This window comes from Acetobacter pasteurianus (genome assembly GCF_009914215.2).
In the GTDB taxonomy this organism is placed as follows: Bacteria; Pseudomonadota; Alphaproteobacteria; order Acetobacterales; family Acetobacteraceae; genus Acetobacter; species Acetobacter pasteurianus.
Genome location: NZ_CP039846.2, coordinates 48654 through 67021, shown reverse-complemented (window position 1 = coordinate 67021; position 18368 = coordinate 48654). Strand labels below are relative to the sequence as shown.

General features: G+C 54.7%; 18 protein-coding genes. 8 read left to right on the top strand and 10 right to left on the bottom strand.

Annotated features, from left to right (window positions below; genetic code table 11):
- Positions 1-3: 3 nt before the first annotated feature.
- The 7 genes from FCN51_RS13515 (at position 4) to FCN51_RS13485 (ending at position 7976) form a co-directional block, all read left to right on the top strand.
- Positions 4-1695, top strand: a complete 1692-nt coding sequence (locus FCN51_RS13515) for a nitrite/sulfite reductase (protein ID WP_064776164.1) — start codon at positions 4-6, stop codon at positions 1693-1695.
- On the top strand, positions 1682-2170 hold the full coding sequence (locus FCN51_RS13510; RefSeq protein WP_012812882.1) for a DUF934 domain-containing protein: 489 nt from the start codon (positions 1682-1684) through the stop codon (positions 2168-2170). The genes FCN51_RS13515 and FCN51_RS13510 overlap by 14 nt, the downstream gene beginning before the upstream one ends.
- A gap of 15 nt (positions 2171-2185) precedes the next feature.
- Positions 2186-4210: a glycosyltransferase N-terminal domain-containing protein gene (locus FCN51_RS13505; protein WP_201762581.1), complete on the top strand. Its 2025-nt coding sequence runs from the start codon at positions 2186-2188 to the stop codon at positions 4208-4210.
- Positions 4204-5199, top strand: coding sequence for a tetraacyldisaccharide 4'-kinase (lpxK, locus tag FCN51_RS13500; protein WP_160256173.1), 996 nt, complete (start codon positions 4204-4206; stop codon positions 5197-5199). Before FCN51_RS13505 ends, lpxK begins: the two co-directional genes overlap by 7 nt.
- Positions 5196-6119, top strand: a complete 924-nt coding sequence (locus FCN51_RS13495) for a lysophospholipid acyltransferase family protein (protein WP_160256172.1) — start codon at positions 5196-5198, stop codon at positions 6117-6119. The genes lpxK and FCN51_RS13495 overlap by 4 nt, the downstream gene beginning before the upstream one ends.
- Before the next feature lie 92 nt (positions 6120-6211).
- On the top strand, positions 6212-7039 hold the full coding sequence (locus FCN51_RS13490; protein WP_012812885.1) for an inositol monophosphatase family protein: 828 nt from the start codon (positions 6212-6214) through the stop codon (positions 7037-7039).
- A gap of 91 nt (positions 7040-7130) precedes the next feature.
- Entirely contained in the window at positions 7131-7976 is an 846-nt protein-coding gene (locus FCN51_RS13485; protein WP_004449106.1) for a lipid-binding SYLF domain-containing protein, read from the top strand.
- Between the two features lie 53 nt (positions 7977-8029).
- On the opposite strand, the gene mltG is transcribed toward FCN51_RS13485, so the two are convergent.
- The 10 genes from mltG to FCN51_RS13345 form a co-directional block, all read right to left on the bottom strand.
- Complete coding sequence (mltG, locus tag FCN51_RS13480) at positions 8030-9064, bottom strand: endolytic transglycosylase MltG (RefSeq protein ID WP_160256171.1); 1035 nt, start codon at positions 9062-9064, stop codon at positions 8030-8032.
- The gene (gene fabF / locus FCN51_RS13475; RefSeq protein WP_006115244.1) at positions 9054-10364 is read right to left on the bottom strand and encodes a beta-ketoacyl-ACP synthase II; all 1311 of its coding nucleotides are present in this window, start codon (positions 10362-10364) and stop codon (positions 9054-9056) included. Before fabF ends, mltG begins: the two co-directional genes overlap by 11 nt.
- Positions 10365-10428: 64 nt before the next feature.
- Positions 10429-10668 carry an acyl carrier protein gene (locus tag FCN51_RS13470; protein ID WP_003628807.1) on the bottom strand — a complete coding sequence of 80 codons (240 nt, stop codon included), beginning with the start codon at positions 10666-10668 and terminating at the stop codon, positions 10429-10431.
- 304 nt (positions 10669-10972) lie between these two features.
- Positions 10973-11716 (bottom strand): 3-oxoacyl-[acyl-carrier-protein] reductase, encoded by a 744-nt coding sequence (gene fabG, locus FCN51_RS13465; RefSeq protein WP_003628809.1) that lies wholly within the window; start codon positions 11714-11716, stop codon positions 10973-10975.
- Positions 11717-11738: 22 nt separating this feature from the next.
- Positions 11739-12683 (bottom strand): ACP S-malonyltransferase, encoded by a 945-nt coding sequence (gene fabD / locus FCN51_RS13460; protein WP_160256170.1) that lies wholly within the window; start codon positions 12681-12683, stop codon positions 11739-11741.
- 174 nt (positions 12684-12857) lie between these two features.
- Complete coding sequence (locus tag FCN51_RS13455; protein WP_160256169.1) at positions 12858-13373, bottom strand: YdcF family protein; 516 nt, start codon at positions 13371-13373, stop codon at positions 12858-12860.
- A 29-nt stretch (positions 13374-13402) separates the two neighbouring features.
- Positions 13403-14662 (bottom strand): class I SAM-dependent methyltransferase, encoded by a 1260-nt coding sequence (locus FCN51_RS13450; RefSeq protein ID WP_160256168.1) that lies wholly within the window; start codon positions 14660-14662, stop codon positions 13403-13405.
- A gap of 17 nt (positions 14663-14679) precedes the next feature.
- Entirely contained in the window at positions 14680-15429 is a 750-nt protein-coding gene (locus FCN51_RS13445) for a glycine betaine ABC transporter substrate-binding protein (RefSeq protein WP_160256167.1), read from the bottom strand.
- 202 nt (positions 15430-15631) lie between these two features.
- On the bottom strand, positions 15632-15994 hold the full coding sequence (locus FCN51_RS13440) for a hypothetical protein (protein ID WP_004449117.1): 363 nt from the start codon (positions 15992-15994) through the stop codon (positions 15632-15634).
- A gap of 214 nt (positions 15995-16208) precedes the next feature.
- Positions 16209-17270, bottom strand: coding sequence for a lipid A deacylase LpxR family protein (locus FCN51_RS13345; protein ID WP_004449120.1), 1062 nt, complete (start codon positions 17268-17270; stop codon positions 16209-16211).
- Positions 17271-17649: 379 nt separating this feature from the next.
- Between FCN51_RS13345 and FCN51_RS13300 the strand changes: the two genes are divergently transcribed.
- A complete protein-coding gene (locus FCN51_RS13300) occupies positions 17650-18327 on the top strand; it encodes a cold-shock protein (RefSeq protein WP_006115255.1) in 678 nt (225 codons plus the stop codon).
- The last annotated feature ends 41 nt before the right edge of the window (positions 18328-18368 follow it).

Here is an 18368-nt window from a genome sequence, read left to right as displayed (position 1 = left end):
GCCATGTCTTATTCCACCCAGCCTGCCCTTCCGGTTGGCCGTTACGCGTATGATGATGTTGATCGTACGTTTCTCAAGCAGCGCGTTGAGCAGTTTCGGGATCAGGTTCAGCGTCGTATCGCTGGGGAGCTGACCGAAGAAGAGTTCAAACCCCTGCGGTTGATGAACGGTCTGTACCTTCAGTTGCATGCTTATATGCTGCGTGTGGCCATTCCCTATGGCACGCTCAGTTCCTCCCAGATGCGCGCCTTGGCACATATTGCCAGAACGTATGATCGGGATTACGGGCACTTCACCACACGGCAGAATATCCAGTTCAACTGGATCAAACTGGAAGATACGCCTGATATCCTGAACGTGCTGGCCGATGCGGAAATGCACGCCATTCAAACCAGTGGTAACTGCATCCGTAACGTCACGTCAGATCAGTTTGCTGGCGCTGCAGCGGATGAAGTGCTGGATCCGCGCGTGCATGCTGAAATCCTGCGTCAGTGGTCCACCCTGCATCCGGAATTCACGTTCCTGCCACGTAAGTTCAAGATTGCCATTTCTGGCAGCAAGCAGGACCGTGTAGCCGCGCGCTTTCATGATATCGGCCTGTTGGCCCGCAAGGGTGAAAACGGTCGGGCCGTGTTTGAGGTGTACGTTGGCGGTGGCTTGGGCCGCACCCCGATTGTGGGCGTAAAGCTGCGTGATGACCTGCCAGAAGAAGATCTGATTGCGTATCTGGAAGCCGTTCTGCGTGTTTATAACGAATACGGCCGACGCGATAATATGTACAAGGCGCGTATCAAGATACTGGTGCAGGCTTTGGGCGCAGAGGCTTTTCTGGCCAAGGTGAACGCAGAATTTGCGGCTATGGATCGGGCACGTTATCGCCTGCCAGAAGAAATTGTTGCGGCCATTCAGGCCCGCTTTGGCACGCCAGAGTTTCAGGCAGAAAATGGTGCGGCAGACGCTTTGGCTGCCCAGCAGAAAGCCGATGCGCAATTTGATGCATGGGTACGCACCAACACGCATGCCCACAAACAACCCGGCTACGCCTGCGTTACCATATCCTGCAAGCCGGTTGGCGGTATTCCGGGGGATGTAACATCTGCCCAGATGGATCTACTGGCTGATCTGGCGGATAAATACAGCTTTGGCGAACTGCGCATTACGCATTTGCAGAACGTGGTTCTGGGCCATGTGCGCCAGGATGCGCTGCATGAACTGTGGCAGATCCTTAAGGCAAACGGGCTGGGTACGGCCAATATCGAGATGGTGACAGACATTATTGCCTGCCCCGGTCTGGATTATTGCGCACTGGCAAATGCGCGTTCCATCCCTATTGCGCAAAAGCTGAGCGAACGCTTTGGAGATGCCACACTCCAGCAGGAAATTGGCAACCTGCGGCTGAATATCTCTGGCTGCATCAATGCCTGCGGGCATCATCATGCAGGCCATATTGGTATTCTGGGTGTTGATAAACGGGGTGAGGAAGCATTCCAGATCACTCTGGGTGGCAGCGCGATGGAAGATGCCTCTGTTGGGCAGATTCTGGGCTCTGCACTTTCTGAAGATGAAACGGTTGATGCCGTGGCGCGGATCATAGATACATATCTGGCCCAGCGTGAGGCCGGAGAACGGTTTATTGATACGTGCCGCCGTCTTGGCACAGCCCCCTTCAAGGATGCAGCTTATGCCCCTGTTTGAAAACGGCCAGATTATTGAAGATACATGGCTGATCGCGCAGGATGATCAGCCCTTGCCGGAAGGTGATGTGCTGGTGCCGCTGGCGCGTCTGGCTGAAGGTTTGGGCCGTAATGGCAATGGGCGTCTGGGCGTTCTGCTCAAGCAGGATGAACAGGTGGAAGACCTGAAAGCCGCCCTGCCCCGTCTTGATGTTGTGTGCCTGACATTCCCCATTTTCCGTGATGGGCGGGCCTTCACGCAGGCGCGCAGCTTACGTGAGCACCTGCATTATGCGGGAAAAATTCGTGTAACCGGGCATTTCTTGCCCGATCAATACGAATTCTTGCTGCGTTGCGGGGTTGATCAGGTGGTTATTCCTGAAGGCAGTAAGATAGATGTATGGGAAAAAGCGCATCATCGTTTCACCATCGCCTATCAGCCTTCTGTGTTGAACGAAAAGCCGGAAGGCTTTGCATTCAGGAGATTTCTCTCCTAATCAGGCTGCGTGATTATGCTGCGCGCCCTGAAGACAGATTGCAAAAATGTAGCCCGCAAGGCTGGCGTATGGAGTTTACGCCAGTACTTGGGGTTTGCTCTTAAAACAACACGCTGGACGTTTCGGGTGAACGAGCAGGCATGGCCGCTGTTAACCAGCCAGAACGGGCAAACAGCGGTTGTGGCTTTCTGGCACGAAATATTGCCCCTTACACCAGCCCTGTGGTGGTGGGCCGAACCTCAAAACCCCCATATCCGCCTGCGGGTGCTGATAAGCCGCAACCGTGATGGCCGCATGATAGCAGATGTGGTGGCCCCGTGGCGTATCTGGTCTATTGCCGGATCATCAGATTCCAAAGGAAAAAACAAAGGTGGGGCAGCAGCCCTTAGGCGGATGCGTGCAAGCTTGCGCAATGCCACCCTTGTTGCCATTACGCCCGATGGCCCCCGTGGCCCGCGCAGGCAAGCGCAGCAGGGCACACTGGCTCTTGCCAAATTGGCAGGCAAGCCGATTGTGCTTGTGGGGGCAACCTGCACGGGCATACGGCTAAAAACATGGGATAAGATGATTTTCCCCTTGCCTTTTGGGCGCGGCACCATGGCCTGTGCACCCCCTATAGATATGCAGCGGCATAATCAGGAAGAAGGCAGCGGCGGCGAAACATTTACCCAAAAGTTGGAACATGCGCTGGATAACATGATGCATCTTGCGCAACAGCCTTCCAGCATGTCTTCCCCTGCCGGTTATTCGCAGGAAAGAGTAGCCCTTAGCCCACTTTCCCTTATGCCTTCGCGCGTCTGGCAGGCTGCGGCTACCGTTCTTTCCCCTATTCTGCCCTTTTTTCTGAGATGGCGGCAAACTAAGGGAAAGGAAATTCCACCCCGCGTGCGGGAAAAAATGGGTTTTCCTTCACGCTCTCGAGGCACTGCAAATCTGATATGGTTCCATGCTGCCAGTGTGGGAGAAACCGTTTCTATCCTGCCACTTGTTTCTGCATGTCTGGCGCAGAAATCAGATTTTCAAGTGCTGGTCACAACTGGCACGGTTACGGCTGCGCGGCTATTGGCACAGCGTCTTGCGCATCCGCGCGTTGTGCATCAGTTCATGCCGCTGGATGTGCCGCGTTGGGGCAAACGCTTTTTAGATTACTGGCAGCCAAAGGCCGCTATTTTTACAGAAAGCGAATTATGGCCCAATATGCTGGGGCTGTGCCATACGCGTAATATTCCCGTTATGCTGGTAAATGGCCGTATGTCTGCTTCTTCCTTTAAGGGATGGCGGCGTATGGGGCGTGTAGCGCGGCGGATGCTGGAGCGTTTTGCGTGGGTTTCCGCACGCTCGGATGAAGATGCACAGCGTCTACAACAGTTGGGTGCCACCAAGCTGCTTGAAACGGGAGATCTGAAAACAGCCGCCCCGCCCTTGCCGGTGGATGAGGCTGAATTGGCGCGCCTGAAGGAGCGTTTGGCAGGCCGCAGGATTTTTGCTGCGGTTTCTACCCATCAGGGTGAAGAACAGCAGATTGCGCAGGCTGCCAAGCTGATCCGGCGAGATTACCCGGATGTGCTGGTTCTGGTTATTCCACGTCATCCAGAGCGCGGGGCAGATTTAAGCGTGATGCTGGGCTATGTGCCACGCCGTGGTGCCGGGCAAATTCCCACAGAAGATGATCTGCTTTGGGTGTGCGATACGCTGGGTGAACTGGGGCTGTTTTTCCGTCTTGCATCCTGCGTGTTTATTGGCAACAGTCTGCCCGGTGTGTTGGGCGGTGGTGGCGGACATAATCCGTTCGAGCCCGCACGGCTGGGCTGTGCCATTTCATCTGGCCCATTGGTGCAGAACTTTACAGACGCCTTTGCGCACATGGCCACAGGCATTACAATTGTAAACACGGCGCAGGACCTGGCTGCATGGGTGCGAGATATGTTCGCAAATCCTGCCAAACGGCAACAGTTGGCAGATAACGTGCAGCATATCGCCACAGCCAATGCAGATCTGCCGGAACGTCTGGCAAAGCATATTCTAGCGCAGATATGGTAAGGCTGCGTGCCCCTGCGTTTTGGAGCCAGCCTTCTGCCAAAATAAGGCCGCTCCTGTTATCTCCATTTTCTGCCATTGTGGCGGCAATAACAGCACGTAAACAGCGCCAGATGGGTTGGGCAGCACCGGTGCCCGTGCTGTGCTGCGGGAATATCTCCGTCGGTGGCACAGGCAAAACCACGGTGGTGTTGGATCTGGCGGAGCGCTTGCTCCAGCGGGGTAAAAATCCTCACATCCTTACGCGCGGATACGGCGGGCGCCTACGCACCACAACACGGGTAAATCCGGCGCAACACACCGCGCAGGATGTGGGGGATGAACCCTTACTGCTGGCACAGCTTTGCCCCGTATGGGTTGGAGCAGACCGCGCAGAGTCTGCCCGCATGGCCGTGGCTGCTGGTGCAGATTGTCTGTTGATGGACGACGGCCTCCAAAATCCATCGCTGCACAAAAATTTGTCCTTACTGGTGGTGGATGGTGGTGTGGGTTTGGGCAATGGCCATGTTTTGCCCGCAGGCCCGTTACGGGAGCAGCCATTGCGGGCCTTTGCGCGGGCACAGGCCACAGTTTTGATCGGGCCGGATAAAACAGGCTTTCAGGAACGGTTTGGCAAAGTGGCTCCGCATCTTATGCGGGCAGGCTTACGGCAGTCCGATACTGTTAGCGTGCTACAAGGGCAGCGTTGTGTGGCATTTGCTGGGTTGGGGCGGCCAGAAAAGTTTTTTGAAGGGCTTAAAAACTGCAACGTTGCCTTAGCGCAGACCGTAGCCTTTCCTGATCATTATTTTTATAAACAACAGGATTTGGCGCGTCTGGCAGATATGGCAGTTTCTCTGCAGGCGCGTTTGGTGACAACACCCAAGGATGCCGTGCGTTTGCCTGAATACTTCCGCCACAAAGTGATAACCGTTGGGGTAGAACTGGTATGGCAGAACCCTGCTGCGCCAGAGATCTTGCTGGACCAGTTTTTGAATGGGGCAGCAGGATGAGCAATAAAGCCCTTACCACTGCCCTGATGCAGGCAGAGGCTCTTTTGGCAAGCGGTTTGCTGAAGTTTCTGACATGGCTTGGCCCTTCCACCGCATCCAATGTTGCGGGGGGTGTCTGCCGGTTTATTGGCCCTAAACTTCCGGTTTCTGGTGTGGCCTATCGCAATCTGGAACTCGCCATGCCAGAGCTAACCCCACAGCAGCGCCGCCAGATTGTGCACGGTGTGTGGGAAAACCTGGGCCGCACGGTTGGAGAACTGCCTCATATTGCGGCCTTGCAGGAAAACACGCCTTCCGGCCCAGGATTTGAGGTTCAGGGCGCTGAATATCTGGAGGAACAGGCCCGTAAAGGTGGGTCTGTTCTGTTTGTATCCGGCCATATCGGAAATTGGGAAATGCTGCCCCCCGGAGTGGCCCGGCATGGCACACCTTTTGCCTCTTTCTATCGTGCCGCAGGCAATCCGTTGATAGATGGCATGATCCGCCGTTTGCGTGATAAAGCCATGGGTAACACGCCCGTGCCACTGTTTGCCAAGGGGGCCAGAGGTGCGCGCGAAGCACTCTCTTATGTCTCCAAGGGAGGCAGGTTGGGTATGTTGGTTGACCAGAAAATGAATGACGGCATTGAGGTCTCATTCTTTGGCCGCCCGGCCATGACAGCCCCTGCCCTTGCCGCCATGGCGTTGCGTTATCGCTGCCCGGTTATTCCTGGCTATGTGGAGCGCCTCGGCCCGGCCCGCTTGCGTATTGTGGTTGAACCGCCGCTAAACCTGCCAGATACGGGAGACCGCAAGCAGGACCTGCACACATTGGCGCAGATGATCAATGATCGCCTTGAAACATGGATAAGGCGCAAGCCAGAAAGCTGGCTGTGGTTGCACCGGCGCTGGCCCAAGGAACTTTATAAGCGCAAAGCCTAGTTTTTGGCAGTTTGCATGTAAGGCATGGGCCGAATGCAGGCCTGTGTGCTCGTCTTGCCACACGTAAAGGCGTATGATGCGCTCTGTCTTTAATGCCTTATTTTATCAGGAGTTACAGTAATATGTCTTCACCCAGCCCTGCCCTTGCCACTCGTTTGGAAGCCGCACGGGCTGTGGTGCATGATGCTGCACAAATGGCCATGGCCATGCGTCCGCCACCGGGTGGGCCGCAGGCATCGCAAAAATCTGCGCAGGATTGGCTGACAGAAACAGATGGCGCAGTAGAAGCCTTTATTGCTAACCGCATGAAAGCTCTTTTCCCCGATGATGGCTTTCAGGGTGAAGAAGGTGGCGTGGCCCGTACCGGTAGCCTGCGTTGGGTGGTGGACCCTATTGATGGTACCTCCAACTATGCCCGTGGCCGTTGCCGGTGGTGTATTTCACTCGGCCTGCTGGATGGTGATGAACCCGTGGCCGGTGTGATTGATGCCCCAGCATTGGGCGAGGTTTACACCGCCTTGCGTGGGTATGGCGCATTTTTAAATGGCAAGCGTATTCAGGCTTCTCCGGTGAAGGACCCTGCCAGTTCCATGATTGAAATGGGTTGGAGCAACAGAGTGCCCAAGCCTGTGTTCATGGAAAAAATGGATGCCATTATGGCAATGGGCACCATGCCGCGCTCTGGCGGTTGTGGTGCGCTGGCGCTGGCTGATGTGGCAAGCGGGCGGCTGGATGGCTATATCGAAATTGTTATCAACTTGTGGGATGTCGCCGCAGCCCTGCCCTTGCTGGCAGAAGCCGGGGCACGTGTTTCTCCCTTTTTGCAGGAAGGTGGGCTTACGGGGCCAGCTACAATTATGGCTGCAAACCCGCATATTGCGCAGGCTCTTTCCAAGGCTGTGTCCATTCCGCTGGCATAAATGAAAAACATGCACGCAGGGCCTTTCTGCGGCCACAAAAGCGTGCTTTCTAGCAGATCATATTTACCGGCTTATTGTGGAGAATTCCGGCATGCGTCTGGTTACTCACCTCTCTTCTGCTTCTCTGGCTTTGGCTGCGGCGTTTTCTCTGTGCGTTGCGGCACCGGCTCAGGCGGCTGATAAGCCGCAGGCGCTGGTTGATAAGGCTGCGCTGAGCGTACAGGATGTTTTTGTTGGCGCAACTGGGCAAAGCCCGATGGTAACCAATCTGGCCAAGGCACGTGCCGTAATGGTGTGCCCAGATATGTTCCGCATGTCTATTGCATTTGGTGGCGCACATGGTGGCTGCCTGCTGCTGGCGCGCGATGCACGTGGTTCATGGTCTGATCCGGCATTTTACACCCTTAGCACCGCATCATTCGGTTTACAGTTTGGAGTGCAGAGTTCCGAGATCGTTTTCTTTGTCATGACGGATCGCGGCTTGCAGGCCCTGCTGGATAGTCAGTTCCAGTTTTCTTCCAATGCTGGGGCTTCTTTTGCCAGCATGAGCACGGCAGTTGCTAAAGGAAATGCGGGTGCACGCAACACGGATATTCTGATTGCCCAGAAATCTCAGGGTGTATTTGCCGGTGCTTCTCTGGGGGGCAGCAAGCTGACAGTGAACAGTGATGCTAACCGTGAATACTACAAGCAGAGTGTTGGGCCGGAAGATATTGTGGTGAGCATGCGTGTGAATAACCCGGATGCAGACCCCCTGCGGAGTGTGCTGATGCGTTATGCCGCCATGGCAAAAAACGTAAGTGCATCTTCTACATCCTCACGCGCATCTAACAGCAATACGGTTTCTCAGAGCGATGCAGATGCTCTGGCAGCAGATACCGTTGGGGCATCTGGCGGTGGTGGTATCAAGCAGGAAAGCCTGAGCCCTTCTAGATAAGTTTTTCTGGGTTAAAGTATTAAGCGCTTTTTGCCCGTATGGGTGGAAAGCGCTTAATTTGTATTGCGCTGCCGAAAAGCAGAAACATTTCGATTATGTTCGGCCAGCGTGGTGGAAAAATTATGCCCACCATTGCCATTTGCTACAAAGAAAAGAGCATCCCCACTGGCTGGATGCGCCGCGGCTTCTAATGAAGAAATGCCGGGTGAGCAAATAGGCCCGGGAGGCAACCCCGTAACAGCATACGTATTATAGGGATCTGACGTAGCGAGATCTGAGTGCGTAAGAGCCCGCCCTAGCGGTGGATTACCGTGCGTTATGGCATAAATCACGGTAGGGTCTGTTTGCAGTTTCATGCCCTTTTGCAGGCGGTTTAGAAAAACGCGCGCAACCATGGGCCTTTCTGCTGGTAAAGCTGTTTCTTTTTCTATCAGGGAAGCCAGCACAAGCAGAACCTGCGGTGAGGATATAGTGCCATCCAAAGCCGGATCATGCTTTTGCCAGACAGTATCCAGCGCTGTTTGCATGGCGTTTTGGGCACGCTTTACAATATCTGCCCGCTGGCTATTTCTCAGGTAATTATAAGTTTGTGGTAATGTGCTGCCCTCTGCGGGCAAAGGTGCCTCGCCTTCCAAAAAAGGCGCAGAAGCAATAACGGCCTGAATCTGGTGGGCAGAAAGCCCTTCCGGAATGGTCAGCTTATGTAAAACCGGTTTGCCGTGCCGCAGAATGAACAGCACATTCTGCATGGAAGCATGTTGTGGAAAATGCAGTTCTGCAGCATGTAGCTGGCCACTTTTACGCGTAAGAGAAATGGCAGTTACAAACAGCTTATCTGTGAACCAGCCAGACGGCAGCACCTGTGCCTGTTGTAGCGCGCTTATCGTGCTGGCGTAGCCACCATGTGGCACCACAACATCCGTAGCCACAGGCAGAGGCCCCGGTTTTGTATAGCTATACCATGCAAAAAAACCTGTTCCTCCCCCTGCCAAAGCAGAAAGAAGAAACAGGCCCCCTAGCCATTTCAGGGCAGCACGGCCTTTTTGGGCTGGCTGTTTTGCAGGCTTCTTTTTCGGTTTAGACGCCACGCACAATCAGACTGGCATTTGTGCCGCCAAATCCAAAGCTGTTGGAAAGAGCCACGTTGATTTCCCGCTGCTGTGCCGTGTGGGCAATGCGGTCAATCACGCTTTCACGTGATGGATTATCCAGGTTCAGCGTAGGCGGTGCCACGTTATCCCGAATAGCCAGAATGGAGAAAATGGCTTCCACAGCACCAGCCGCACCAAGCAAATGGCCTGTTGCAGATTTGGTGGAAGACATGGCCAGCTTACGGGCATCATCACCAAACAGACGTTCAACGGCTTCTAGCTCAAGATCATCCGCCATGGTGGAGGTGCCGTGAGCATTGACGTAGTTGATATCTGCCGGGGTAAGGTCTGCACTTTTTAGTGCAGCGCGCATGGCGCGGTATGCCCCGTAATGGCCTTCTGCCGGTGCGGTAATGTGGTATGCATCACCAGACATGCCGTAGCCGATAATTTCGCCATAAATCTTGGCGCCACGGGCTTTGGCGTGTTCGTATTCTTCCAGCACCACAACGCCGGAACCTTCACCCATTACAAAACCATCGCGGTCTTTATCCCATGGGCGGGAGGCTTTTCCGGGCGTGTCATTAAAGCCGGTGGATAGCGCGCGGGCTGAGCAGAAGCCAGCAATACCCAATGGGCAAACGGTTGCTTCCGCACCACCAGCCACCATTACATCGGCATCACCAAACATGATAATGCGCGCAGCATCACCAATAGCATGCACGCCGGTGGCGCAAGCTGTGACAACTGAATGGTTTGGCCCCTGGAAACCATATTTGATGGAAACATGGCCAGAAACCAGATTGATGAGAGCGGACGGGATAAAGAACGGCGAAAGACGCCGTGCCCGACCTTCATGCACGGTAATGGAGGCATCATAGATGGTTTGCAAACCACCAATGCCAGAGCCAATCATCACACCGGTGCGGCATTTATCTTCTTCGGTTTCAGGCTTCCAACCGGAATCCTCCACCGCTTCCGTTGCTGCCACCAACCCCATGTGAATGAAGCGGTCCATTTTGCGCTGGTCTTTGGGGGAAATCCACTCGGAAAGTGTAAGCTTTCCTTCTGCGGTCGGCCCTTCCGGCACTTCCCCAGCCACATGGGCCGGCAGATCGCTTGGGTCGAACTGCGTGATTCTACCAATCCCGCTTTCGCCTGCAATCAGACGTGACCATACGTTTTCAACGCCCAGACCCAGAGGTCCGACGATGCCCATTCCGGTGACGACTACCCGTCTCCGTCCAGAATTTACTCCGGCCGACTGCAACAAACCAGCCCGCTCCCTGTTCTGCACGTATATGGTCCCTCAAATAGCAGAGGGACCCACAGTTTCCGTTAAACGCAAAAGTACCTGAAAATCAGGCAGCTTTCTGCTTTTCGATGTAATCGATAGCATCTTTAACGGTGGTGATTTTTTCCGCTGCATCTTCCGGGATTTCGACATTGAAGGCTTCTTCAAACGCCATCACCAGCTCAACGGTATCAAGGCTGTCAGCGCCCAGGTCATCGATGAACGATGCATCCGGTGTGACCTTGCTTTCCTCGACGCCGAGATGCTCGACCACGATTTTCTTAACCTTATCAGCGATTTCGCTCATCTGTCTTTGTATCCCATAGGCCCGGTTTTACATGCGGGCAGGTTGTTCTGGTGCCTGCTCTACCACAACCCCCATTGGTAGAAGAATAGAAAACAGCACTGCTTCCGTTATTCTTCCCCAGCAACAGGGGTTGCGGGCGCTTAGCACGTTTTTCCATCACAAGCCAAGGCAAACCGGAAAAGACTTTCTTCCGGCCCCTCGGCCATGTGCGTGTTTGTATAGTCTGTCTGCCACATCTGAAAGGATTTTGCACCCTCTCTTCTGCGCAGACAAATACAGAGGCCAAGTTTAAGGGCGTTACCCCTTAAACCATTGCCATACCGCCGTTTACATGCAGCGTGGTGCCCGTAACCCATGCTGCTTCATCCGATGCCAGATACAGCACGGCAGAAGCCACATCTTCTGGCTGCCCCAGACGGCCCAGCGGAATCGCGCCCAGCAGTTTTTCTTTCTGCGCGTCTGGCAGAACGTCTGTCATGGGGGTCACAATAAAGCCCGGTGCCACCACGTTTACCGTAACACCACGCGGCCCGGCTTCCTGCGCCAGAGATTTGCTCATACCCGTAATGCCAGCTTTTGCAGCGGCATAGTTGGCCTGCCCGGCATTGCCGGTAGAGCCAATAACAGAGGAAATGTTGATAATACGCCCTGCCCGGCGGCGCAGCATGCCCTTAAGCGCTGCGCGGCACAGCCGGAAAGGAGAAGACAGATCAACGTTTAAAACCTGATCCCAGTCTTCATCTTTCATGCGCAGGGCCAGCATATCGCGCGTTAGGCCTGCATTGTTCACCAGAATATCAATAGGAGCCCCGGCAGCTTCTTCCGCCTTGGCAATCAGGCCATCGGCTTCTGCTGGGTCAGAAAGGTTGGCTGCCACGTAGAATGCGCGCCCTTCTCCCAGTTCTTCTGCCTGTTTCTGCAACACGGCTTCACGCGTGCCAGACAGCACCACTTTTGCGCCCTGTGCGTGCAGCAAACGCGCAATGGCGCTGCCAATGCCACCGGTTGCGCCTGTAACCAGTGCGGTTTTTCCGTCCAGTTTGAACATGATATGTATTTACCAGCTGTTTTTACAAAGTTTTCAGGAAAGATTCGATATCGGCGGGCGTTCCCACAGAAAGGCCGGTCACTTCGGAATCAATGCGGCGCACAAGGCCGGAAAGCACTTTGCCTGCACCAATTTCTACAAACGTATCCACGCCCATACCCACCATGGCGGCCACACTTTCGCGCCAGCGTACACGGCCAGTAACCTGACGCACCAGATTTTGCCGAATCGTATCGGCATCGGTTTCGCGCTCGGCCGTTACGTTGGCAATTACGGGCACAATCGGGGCGGTAATTTCGGCTTTGGCCAGTGCTTCAGCCATCACATCTTCTGCGGGTTTCATGAGCGAAGAATGGAATGGTGCGGAAACCGGCAGCTTGAGTGCGCGCTTGATCTTCATTTCCTTGGCGATGGCAATGGCTTCATCAATGCCTGCGCTCTTGCCGGAAATAACAATCTGGCCGCCACCGTTATCATTGGCAATTTCCACATCACCTTTGGCAGAGGCTTTGGTGCAGATGTCTTCTGCCTGCGCCAATGTAACGCCAATAAGGGCCGCCATGCCGCCTTCCCCTGCGGGAACAGCTTTCTGCATGGCCTGCCCGCGCAGCCGTAGCAGGCGTGCCGCTTCTGCCACACCAAAGGCGCGCCCAGCAGCCAGAGCGGAATATTCACCCAGGGAATGCCCAGCCAGCAACGTAACTTTGCCAGCAAGATCCAAGCCGCCATCCTGTTCCAGAACGCGCAGAACAGCCATGGAAACCGCCATAAGCGCTGGCTGGGCGTTTTCTGTGCTGGTCAGGCTTTCCATCGGGCCTTCAAAAATGATTTTGGAGAGTTTTTCGCCCAAGGCGTCATCAACTTCTTCAAAAACAGAACGCGCCGCAGGAAAAGCTTCTGCAAGCTCCTGCCCCATACCAACAGACTGGCTGCCCTGTCCGGGAAAAATAAATGCGTAAACGGCCATGATACTCACTGTTCCAAATTTTTCCTTGCCAGACGGATGGAAGCCACCTGTTTTGGCAAGATCATGAACTGCGCGGGCTGCTTTGTTGTGTTTTGCGCAAAATGGCGGCCTGTAAAAAGGAAGCCACGCAAAACGCAGACCGGCAGGAAATCGGGCGGCAGAATACGGCGCAGTTCAGCGCCGCACAATACGCCAGCCCAGAACAAGCAGTGCATCCCACGGCAGGGCAAGACATTCATGCGCGATACGCAGGAGTTTTTTGCGCATGTTGGGAACATGCGGTTGTGCGCGTAAAAAGAGCACGGCCTGCACTTTCCAGCCCGCAAGGCGCATGAGCAAAACGCAGCGCGGCAGATGTAAGGGGCTGGAAACAACAGCTATGGGCTGAGCAGCAGAATACCCTGCCTGACGTAGCAAACGCGTGCAGGCAACGGCGGAATCAAACGTATCTCCCGCCGTGGGTTCGGCCAGAATAGTATCTGGAGCAACGCCAGCCTTTAACAGGCAGGAGGCCATAACATCTGCTTCTGTCTGGCCATTTTGCGGCACGCCACCCGTGGGAATATACACAACGGACCCATGCGCAGCGCCAAACACAAGTGCTGAATGCACCCGGTTTAGGAGCGCGACAGAAGGGCTGCCATCTGGATTGAGGGCTGCACCAAAAATAATTACGGGCAGTGCTGACATTTCAAATCTCCTCCCCGCAATGGGTGCAATCAGGCTGGAGGACGTAACAGCACGCGGTTAAGCCGTTCCAACGTGGTAAAACCTTCCCCCCATACTTTGCGGAACTTGCTTTCCGAAATACCACGTGGGGCTACGGCTTCTGCCAAAGCGCCCACTGTGCGTTCACCGTCAATTAAGGGCAGAATGCCGCGCATTTGTGGCGGCAAGGGAATGGGCACAATCAACGTGCCAAACGCAAAAGGTAGTGTGTGATCTGGCCGCATCTGCTTGGCCAGTTCTACCCCCGGTATTTCACGCATTACCGGCACAGCCGCAAAATCTAGCGGGTCTGGCGGCGTAACGCGCGCGCCTTTGCGTACAACATAGGCAACGTGCGTGGCCATATTGCCAGCCAGATCTTCCGCTATGGCGGCCTGCTGCTGCCATGGTAGGTCGCTGATGCGTGCGCGCAGGCGTGGATCTGGCAAAAACAGGGTTGGATCATACCGTGCCGGTTCCATAAGGCAGGATGGTTCCAGTCCGGCTTTGTCCAGAAACTCCAAAAACTCGGTAACGTTATAAGCACGATCTCTTGGGTTTAGCAGCAGGTCATACAGTCCTGCATCGCCGCCAGAGAGATGATCTCCAAAGTTACCATTCTGCCTTAGCCAAGCTGTAGCTGGCAGCGTGCGCATAACGCGGCGTGCCATATCCAGCCGCGCTTGAGGTGTTTCGGAATGCGGTGCAATTTTTTCCAACGCATCCTGCACCATGTAAACGCCTGTGCGCCCATAGGGGGCATAGACCATCAGCCCCATCCCGCCACCGGACGCGAGGTGCTTCTCCAGCATGGCCAATGCGGCATCAGGATCAGGCAGATGATGCAGCACGCCGCAGCAATCAATATAATCAAAAAGGCCCACATCCAGCCTATCCAGCTCTGTAAGAGAGCCCTGAATGAAGCGGATATTTGCCAGCTCCCGCGCTTGCGCCCGCGCCTGCGCAATGGAAAGCGCTTTTTGGGAGCGATCCACACACACAACCTCACCGGGGCGACCGGCGCGTTGTAGGTGTGTTGCCAGCATGATGGCGCCATCCCCCGTGCCACATCCGGCCACCAATGCCCGTAAAGGCTGGCTTTGCGGCCGTTTGGCACCAAAAACCCAGTAGTCAATTTCCCGCAAATGGCTAGGGCTGCCTATTAAAAGGCGCTTGGCTTCATCCTGCGGGTTTCTTTCCGGGTATGGATACGCCTCATACTGGGCAGCAAGGCTGGAATCGCGCGTATCGGCGGGAGATTGATCTGTCATGCTGGCGCGGCCTTTCCTTAGCGGGGCAGCAGTTTGCCGCGCTGCCAGGCTTCTGCCGCTTCATCGGCTGTCATGCCTTCAACACGCATGGCGTAATCCATGGCGCTGATGATTTTGGCGCTCAGCATCAGTTCATCTAGTTCGTCCAGCAGATCCTGCTCCATTTCATCCTTGGTTTCTGCACGGATCAGAATGCGCGCGTCCTGTTCGCCCCCCAGTGCATTCTTGGGGTCGTTCAGAATACGGAAACCGCCAATGTGGAACAGGAAGCACGGCTGAAACAGCGGCATCAACACTAGTTCTTCCCGCTTGAGGGCGGCGTTGAGTTCTGCCAGAGCTTCTTCATCGGGCAGCACTTTCAGGCTGAAGCCTGCGGTATCCAGCCCATACTGCTGCAACACGTTTTCCATGTGCTGTTGCAGGGATGCAGGCGTGATAATGGTGCGGGAAAGCTCTGGCCCAGCCTGTGCCACATCATCCAAAGATGTCAGCGGCGTATCTTCTGCGGAAATGCAGCAATGGGCCGCTGGGCGAAACAGATTGCCAAGAGGAAGAATGCCGGGGGCCAGCATGTCTGCATCTTCATCTGGCAGCCAGGCAGACACGTAAAAATCAACCTCACCCTTTTTGAGCATGTCTGTCAGCACGTCTTTAGGGCCAGTGACAATATCGGGCTCTACATCATTGGCTTCCAGAACGCGGATGATTGCTGCTGCCGTAGCCTCATGCACGGTGGTTTCGGGGTATGCGAGGGTCAGGCTTGTCATCTCAGGATCCTTTCAGATCTGCTCGAACTGGTGATGGTCTGGGTAGTCCTTGCAGCAGGAGAAACCCATGAGGCAATCCCTGAAATGGAAATAACAGGATTTCGTAATGATTTGGTGCAAGGCAAGTGGGTAAAAAAAAGCCGCCCTTCCCTTGGGAGGGAAGAAGGCGGCCAACCGGAATAATACCTATAAACTGGGGCGTTTAAGCGGCAACAATACCCTGTTCGCGCGGCATGACGGGGCGGATCATGTTCAGGGCATCTGCGAAGGTGTTGAAGCTGCCCAGTTTATTGTCACGAATGGCATCCATAACAATCCAGCGGTTGCCGTGGCAGTAAATCTGGTAAGCGGGATCTGGGGTTTCGCGCACCCATACCACAACATAACCAGCGGAAATGCCGGCCTGCTTCTGTTCAGATACAAAAACATCCGCATCGCAAATGCCCATGGGCTGAGCAGCCTGAACCCAACGGGTGAGGTAAGCCTGCTGGCGGGATGTGATCTCCATCTGGAATGGGATGATCTGGCAGGTGTGTTGCTGAGAAGATGTTGATGTGCGCGACATGGTTTCTTTTATCCCCCTTACAATCCCGGTTCGGTCTTGATGTTTGGAGTGTAAAAGAGCCGCGGCGCGCTACGCTATGAGAAAACGAATGTTAACGCCTCAAAAGCAGGCAGGTTTGAGGGCTCGTGACGAAAAAAACACAAATGCACGTAAATTGCACAATTTTTATGCCTGTTTTTTGTGCAATCGCCCTTGTGTGGTGCAGAAAAAAGAATCAGAACTTTGCCGAAACCATTAATGACCCATAGTTAAACAGGCCAGACTTGGCTGTGGTGAACTGCTGCGTCTGCCAGACCTGGCTGTAGGAAATGCGCAAACCGCAGAACATAAAGGCCAAACCGGCGTGAATTTCACCCACATCCCATTTTTTAATCACATGCAGGGAATTGCTGCGCATGGTGTTGCCTTGCAATGAGGCATCATACCCAACAGCCTCACCCGTTACGCCACCAAAGATGTACCATGAAAAAGGACGCCGGGATTTATAGGCATCCGTACCATCTGTGCCGGAAGCCTGAATGGTAGGTGTGCCGAAATCACTATCCAGCCCCTGCCCAATACGGAACACATCACCAATGCGGCCATAAATCTGGTAATCACCAATGGCGGCCGCGGCTGATGGCAGCATGTCAAATTCTACGCCAAACACATGCGCCAAGGGCAAACGCCAGATACGCCCACCCTGCACCTGAAAGATGGGCTGGTTTTTAAGCTGATGAGACCAGCCCTGATTTTTGGTATCGCCAATCAGGCCGTGGAATCCGTTCTGAAGCTGCTCGCCCAGACCGCCCGGCCCCATAATACCAAACTGAATGCCAAATACGCTGCGGGTTCTGTCCGTATCATTAATAAGATTCACGGTGCCCAGCAGCAGGCTGGAATAGGGCCTATCATTAATACGGGCCGTTTGCGCCTGCCCCGGAGCCCACGGGCTGGAAACCTGCGTGTTGCGCGGCGTAAAAATAAGTTGCTGCAAACCAATGCTGATACGCTGCACCCCTTCCCCCCAAATGGCCTTGTTAATGGCGGCAATGGGGGTGGGGAGCGTGTTGGTGCCGGATGTCCAGTTAAAGCGCAGGCCGCTGGTATAGTATTGGTCCGATGTACCTTTCAGGGTGGTGATGGCATCGTTTTCACCCTGAAGGGTCCATGTGCCTTTGTTGTCAGAGGCAGGAGTCGCTTTGGCGGAAGAAAGAGAACACACGGATGCCCCTGCCAGCATAAGAGACGCAAGGGCAAGGCGCCGTGCGCGAAGCCGTTTTAAAACTACGGGCATGCTTTTTCTTCCATTTGGCCATGTGCGGGCATGATTCTAGGCTGTTCTTAATGGATAATACCCGCACAAGAAAGCCCGTTTCCCCTTATCCTGTCCTGCTGTGGCTATCATGCCAGCATCGGGTGGGTATGGGCGCGGAGATATCACATAACTGTGAGATTAAGAAAAGTGTGTGAAACTCCCGCCAATTTCATGCTTTTCTATAGTCGCACGCTGTTGGCTGTGCTACGGAAACAGTGGGCGCATTTGCAGCTTTCAGGAACGGGAACGGTGGCGTTTTCTTCAAATTACGTAAACCTGTCAACCCATTCCGGCAAACTGCCCGTTTTTCAATATCGGGAGAAGCTTCAGCCTTCTCCGTACTCCAGGATCAAGACCGTTGAAAAGTAACAGGACCGACCGCAGCTCTCGTTTTCCTCGCCGCGGCGGATTTGATGACGATTACATGTCCATGCCTTCCTTTGGTGAGCGCCCTGCATTTGGTGGCGGTGACCGTGGTGGATTTGCACCGCGCCGTGGCGCTGGTGGTCCGCAGGTTGTGGCTTCCGGGCCGGAAGTTGGTGCAACTGTTAAATGGTTCAACAGCGAAAAAGGCTTCGGCTTTGTTGAACTGGCAGATGGCACCGGTGATGTATTCCTGCACGCCAATGCACTCTCTCAGGCAGGCCATCAGGGTGTAAGCCCGGGTGCGACACTGGTTGTACGGATTGGCCAGGGCCCGAAAGGTCGCCAGGTTGCGGAAGTTATTTCCGTTGACGAAAGCACCGCTCAGCCAGAACGCCCCCGTGCACCGCGCCCCGGTTTTGGCAGCCGTCCGGCTGGCCGCCCTGCCCCGGATCTGTCCATGGCTGAAGACACACGTGGTACCGTAAAATGGTACAACTCTGTCAAAGGTTTTGGCTTCATCACACCGGAAAGCGGTGGCAAGGACATTTTCGTTCACGCTTCTGCTCTGGAACGGTCTGGCCTGAGCGCACTGAACGAAGGTCAGGGTGTAAACGTAAAAGTGGTTCAGGGTCAGAAAGGCCCAGAAGCTGCTGAAGTTTCTCCGGCCTGATCCTGATTTTAGAATTAGGTTTCAAGAAAAAACCCCGGTTT

Coding starts and splice junctions, on each gene's coding strand:
- FCN51_RS13455 (WP_160256169.1), bottom strand. CDS start 13,373: ATGTCAGCACTGCCCGTAATTATTTTTGGTGCAGCCCTCAATCCAGAT.
- FCN51_RS13445 (WP_160256167.1), bottom strand. CDS start 15,429: ATGACAAGCCTGACCCTCGCATACCCCGAAACCACCGTGCATGAGGCT.
- FCN51_RS13505 (WP_201762581.1), top strand. CDS start 2,186: ATGCTGCGCGCCCTGAAGACAGATTGCAAAAATGTAGCCCGCAAGGCT.
- FCN51_RS13440 (WP_004449117.1), bottom strand. CDS start 15,994: ATGTCGCGCACATCAACATCTTCTCAGCAACACACCTGCCAGATCATC.
- fabG (WP_003628809.1), bottom strand. CDS start 11,716: ATGTTCAAACTGGACGGAAAAACCGCACTGGTTACAGGCGCAACCGGT.
- FCN51_RS13495 (WP_160256172.1), top strand. CDS start 5,196: ATGAGCAATAAAGCCCTTACCACTGCCCTGATGCAGGCAGAGGCTCTT.
- FCN51_RS13490 (WP_012812885.1), top strand. CDS start 6,212: ATGCCTTATTTTATCAGGAGTTACAGTAATATGTCTTCACCCAGCCCT.
- FCN51_RS13450 (WP_160256168.1), bottom strand. CDS start 14,662: ATGACAGATCAATCTCCCGCCGATACGCGCGATTCCAGCCTTGCTGCC.
- fabD (WP_160256170.1), bottom strand. CDS start 12,683: ATGGCCGTTTACGCATTTATTTTTCCCGGACAGGGCAGCCAGTCTGTT.
- lpxK (WP_160256173.1), top strand. CDS start 4,204: ATGGTAAGGCTGCGTGCCCCTGCGTTTTGGAGCCAGCCTTCTGCCAAA.
- FCN51_RS13345 (WP_004449120.1), bottom strand. CDS start 17,270: ATGCCCGTAGTTTTAAAACGGCTTCGCGCACGGCGCCTTGCCCTTGCG.
- FCN51_RS13510 (WP_012812882.1), top strand. CDS start 1,682: ATGCCCCTGTTTGAAAACGGCCAGATTATTGAAGATACATGGCTGATC.
- FCN51_RS13470 (WP_003628807.1), bottom strand. CDS start 10,668: ATGAGCGAAATCGCTGATAAGGTTAAGAAAATCGTGGTCGAGCATCTC.
- FCN51_RS13485 (WP_004449106.1), top strand. CDS start 7,131: ATGCGTCTGGTTACTCACCTCTCTTCTGCTTCTCTGGCTTTGGCTGCG.
- FCN51_RS13515 (WP_064776164.1), top strand. CDS start 4: ATGTCTTATTCCACCCAGCCTGCCCTTCCGGTTGGCCGTTACGCGTAT.